Source organism: Mycobacterium sp. TH-M11, assembly GCF_057473725.1.
Genome location: NZ_JBYCLD010000500.1, coordinates 1 through 4,165, shown reverse-complemented (window position 1 = coordinate 4,165; position 4,165 = coordinate 1). Strand labels below are relative to the sequence as shown.

General features: G+C 64.7%; 4 protein-coding genes. 3 read left to right on the top strand and 1 reads right to left on the bottom strand.

The features are described from left to right. The first annotated feature begins 275 nt into the window (after positions 1-275). The 3 genes from AC2VOG_RS19175 (at position 276) to AC2VOG_RS19165 (ending at position 3,270) form a co-directional block, all read left to right on the top strand. On the top strand, positions 276-1,469 hold the full coding sequence (locus AC2VOG_RS19175) for a cytochrome P450 (protein ID WP_486941412.1): 1,194 nt from the start codon (positions 276-278) through the stop codon (positions 1,467-1,469). A 47-nt stretch (positions 1,470-1,516) separates the two neighbouring features. Continuing rightward, a complete protein-coding gene (locus AC2VOG_RS19170; protein WP_486941411.1) occupies positions 1,517-2,356 on the top strand; it encodes a mycofactocin-coupled SDR family oxidoreductase in 840 nt (279 codons plus the stop codon). Positions 2,357-2,457: 101 nt separating this feature from the next. Then, the gene (locus AC2VOG_RS19165; protein WP_486941410.1) at positions 2,458-3,270 is read left to right on the top strand and encodes an SDR family NAD(P)-dependent oxidoreductase; all 813 of its coding nucleotides are present in this window, start codon (positions 2,458-2,460) and stop codon (positions 3,268-3,270) included. Between the two features lie 13 nt (positions 3,271-3,283). Here AC2VOG_RS19165 and AC2VOG_RS19160 read toward each other — a convergent pair. Beyond that, on the bottom strand, positions 3,284-4,165 hold an 882-nt coding region (locus tag AC2VOG_RS19160), incomplete at its 5' end, for a CaiB/BaiF CoA transferase family protein (protein ID WP_486941409.1).

Sequence of the window (4,165 nt, the reverse complement as noted above, 5' to 3'; positions counted from 1 at the left end):
GCGGCATCGGGGAGTTCGAGGCGGCGCGTAGTCGCCGCGTGGCACCCACACACGGCGCTGCTGCGCTGGTCACTGCAGGACGAATCGGCCGGCCAATCAAGCGGAATTGTTCACATAGCGCACTTCGACTATCGCGTTGAGAAGGCTATTCTCATTGGAGAATATTAGCGTTTCGCTAAAACGCATTTGGCGTTGACACCCGCAGTCGACTGATGACAGAGTTGCCGCAGAATCTGAGCGCAATCACGTATGCGCACGGCGAGAGGCGAACCCCTGTGACAGTGACTGCACCTAACGGCGTCAACTACGACCCGTACGACGTGGAGATCAATGCCGACCCCTACCCGGTCTTCCGAGCGATACGCGAGGAAGCCCCGCTGTACTACAACCCGCAGCACGAGTTCTACGCACTGAGCCGGTTCGCCGACGTCGACCGGGCGCTGGTCGACCATGAGACCTTCAGTTCGGCCCGCGGCGCCATCATCGAGCTGATCAAGGCCAACATCGACATCCCGCCCGGCGTACTCATCTTCGAGGACCCGCCGCTACACGACGTACACCGCAAACTGCTGGCCCGGATGTTCACCCCGCGCAAGATCAACGACCTCGAACCCAAGATCCGCGAATTCTGCTCGCAGAGTTTGGATCCGCTGACCGATAGCTTCGACTTCGTCGGCGACCTCGGCGCTCAGATGCCGATGCGGGTGATCGGCATGCTGCTCGGCGTACCCGAGGAGTACCAGGAAGCCGCGCGTGACATGACCAACCACCAGATGCGCACCGAAGCCGGCAAGCCCATGGATGCGGCCGCCGGAATGAACACCGGCGAGTTCTTTGCCGAGTTCATCGACTGGCGCGCCGAGCATCCCTCCGACGACATCATGACCGACCTGCTGAATGTCGAGTTCGTCGACGAGAAGGGTGTCACGCGGCGGCTGACGCGTGAGGAACTGCTCACCTACGTCAGCGTGGTCTCCGGGGCGGGCAACGAGACCACCACCCGACTGATCGGTTGGGCCGGAAAGGTTTTGGCCGAACACCCCGACCAGCGACGGGAACTGGCCGAGAACCCGGCTCTGATCCCCGCGGCCGTCGAAGAGTTGCTGCGCTTCGAGCCGCCGGCTCCGCACGTGGCCCGCTACGTGACTCGCGACGTCACCTACTACGGGCAAACGGTGCCCGAGGGCAGCGTGATGATGATGTTGATCGGCGCCGCCAACCGCGATCACCGTCAATTCCCGCCCGACGGTGATGTTTTCGACATCCATCGGCAGGTTCGTCAGCACCTGTCCTTCAGCGTCGGCACCCACTACTGCCTGGGCTCGGCACTGGCGCGGCTGGAGGGGCGGATCGCGCTCGAGGAGATCCTCAAGCGCTTCCCCGAATGGCAGGTCGACCTCAGTCGTGCCGCCTTGTCTTCGACGTCCACCGTGCGTGGCTGGGACACGCTGCCCGCGATCATCGGTTGAACCACAGCAGATTTGAGTTCAGGAACAAGTAAGGAAACGAGGTAACGATGGCGGGTCGAGTCGAAGGCAAGGTTGCGTTCATCACCGGCGCGGCACGCGGTCAGGGCCGTGCGCATGCGGTGCGGTTGGCCCAAGAGGGCGCCGACATCATCGCGGTCGACATCTGCAAGAAGATCGATACGGTGGATCTGATCGCCGCATCCACACCGGAGGATCTGGCCGAGACCGCCGACCTGGTCAAGGGGCACAACCGCCGGATCTACACCGCCGAAGTCGACGTGCGTGACTACGACGCCCTCAAGGCCGCGGTCGACACCGGCGTCGAGCAGCTCGGCCGGCTCGACATCATCGTCGCCAACGCGGGCATCGGCAACGGCGGCCAGACGCTGGACAAGACCAGCGAAACCGACTGGACCGCCATGATCGACATCAACCTCGGCGGCGTGTGGAAGACCGTGAAAGCCGGTGTGCCACATATCCTCGCGGGCGGCAACGGTGGCTCGATCATCCTGACCAGCTCGGTCGGGGGCTTGAAGGCCTACCCGCACACCGGCCACTATGTCGCCGCCAAACACGGCGTGGTCGGCTTGATGCGCACCTTCGCCGTCGAACTCGGTGCGCAGAACATTCGCGTCAACTCCGTGCATCCCACCAACGTCAACACCCCGCTGTTCATGAACGAGGGCACGATGAAGCTGTTCCGCCCCGATCTGGAGAACCCGGGTCCCGAGGACATGAAGGTCGTCGGTCAGCTGATGCACACCCTGCCGATCGGCTGGGTCGAGCCGGAGGACGTCGCCAATGCGGTGCTGTTCCTGGCCTCCGACGAGTCGCGTTTCGTCACCGGCGTCACGCTCCCCATCGACGGCGGCAGCTGCCTGAAATAGCGGGGCGGACCACCGAAATCGACGATGGCGCGACGACACGCCAAGGCGGTCAGCATTAACGTCGGTTTCGCTGTGTCGCGATCATCGGCTACCGTCGCGCCATGAGTGGATTTGAGGGCAAAGGCGCCGTCATTACCGGCGGCGCGAGCGGAATCGGTTTAGCGACCGCAACGGAGTTGGCAAGGCGCGGGGCACGTCTCGTACTTGCAGACGTCGACCAGCCTTCGCTGGAGCAGGCCGTGACGCATCTACAGGGTCAGGGATTCGAAGCGCACGCGGTGATGTGCGATGTCCGGTCGTTCGATGAGATGACGCAGCTGGCCGGGGAGACGTTCCGTCTGCTCGGTCAGGTCGATGTGGTGTTCAGCAACGCCGGCATCGTGGTCGCGGGCCCGATTGCGCGGATGACTCACGAGGACTGGCGGTGGGTGATCGACGTCGACCTGTGGGGCTCGATCCACACCGTCGAGGCGTTTCTGCCGCGACTGCTGGAGCAGGGCACCGGCGGCCACGTCGCGTTCACCGCGTCGTTCGCCGGCTTGATGCCCAACATCGGTCTGGGCGCTTACAGCGTCGCGAAGTACGGCGTGGTCGGCCTGGCCGAGAACCTGGCGCGTGAGGTCAAAGGCGACGGTATCGGGGTATCTGTGCTGTGCCCGATGGTCGTCGAGACCAAGCTGGTCTCCAACTCGGAGCGAATCATGGGCGCCGACTACGGGCTGGCGTCCGCCAGCGTCCCGGCACAGCCGGACACGTTGGACGTCGACGAAGTCGGCCGCCTCACCGTCGATGCGATTGCGGCCAACCGCCTCTACGTGCTGCCGCATTCGGCGGCCCGCCGGTCGATCCGCCGCCGGTTCGACCGCATTGACCAGACGTTCGACGAACAGGTCGCCGACGGCTGGAGCCACTGAACGGGAGCTGAACTCACCGGCCGGCAGTCTTCCGCGCGGCGCCGGGCGCGTAGCCGATCACGCCGTCGGCTTCCAGTTCGGCGATCTCGGCCTCGCTGAGCCCGATTTCGGTCAGCAGCTCGTGGTTGTGCTGACCCAGCAGCGGCGCCGCATGCAGATGAAACCGCTCGGGGCCCGCCGAAAACCGCACCGGCAGCGTGCTGTGCGGGGTCGGCGCGTTGACCGGGTGGCCGACGTCCTCGAAGAAGCCGCGGAACTGCAGCTGCGGGATCTCGGTCTGGCGGTGCGGCTGCATCACCTTGGCAACCGGAACACCGGCATCCCACAGGCAGCGCACGATGTCGTTGCCGTCGCGCGTTTCGCACCACGCGCTCAGGTGATGGTCAATCAGGTCGTGGTATTCGTGCCGGCCTTTGACCGTCGACACTTTCGAATCGAGCGCCCAGGCGGGTCGGCCGAGCGCATCGCAGAGCCCGGCCCACTGGTCGTCGTCGACGACGGCGATGGCGACCCAACTGTCGAGACGTCCGAATTCGTCGACTTCATTTGTGCGGTAAAGGTTTTGCGGCGCGGCGGTCGGTCCGCGATTCCCGTCGCGTTGCAGCAGCGCCCCGTACGCGGAGTATTCGATGACCTGTTCGGCGGCAACGTTGAGCGCGGCGTCGATCATCGCGGCTTCGATCATCACACCTTTACCGGTGGTGCGGCGGAACTCCAGCGCGAGCAGCAGCGCGTTGACGGCGTGGATGCCGGCGTTCGGATCACCGATCGAGTAAGGCTCGTAGGGATTGCGGTCCGGGTAACCCGTGAGCCAACTCACCCCGGACGCGGCTTCGATGACATAGGCGAACGCCGGGTTGTCCCGCCACGGCCCGTCCAGTCCGAACCCGGGCAT

Excerpts from the sequence above, each read along its gene's own strand:
- AC2VOG_RS19170 (WP_486941411.1), top strand. The coding sequence starts at position 1,517 with ATGGCGGGTCGAGTCGAAGGCAAGGTTGCGTTCATCACCGGCGCGGCA.
- AC2VOG_RS19165 (WP_486941410.1), top strand. The coding sequence starts at position 2,458 with ATGAGTGGATTTGAGGGCAAAGGCGCCGTCATTACCGGCGGCGCGAGC.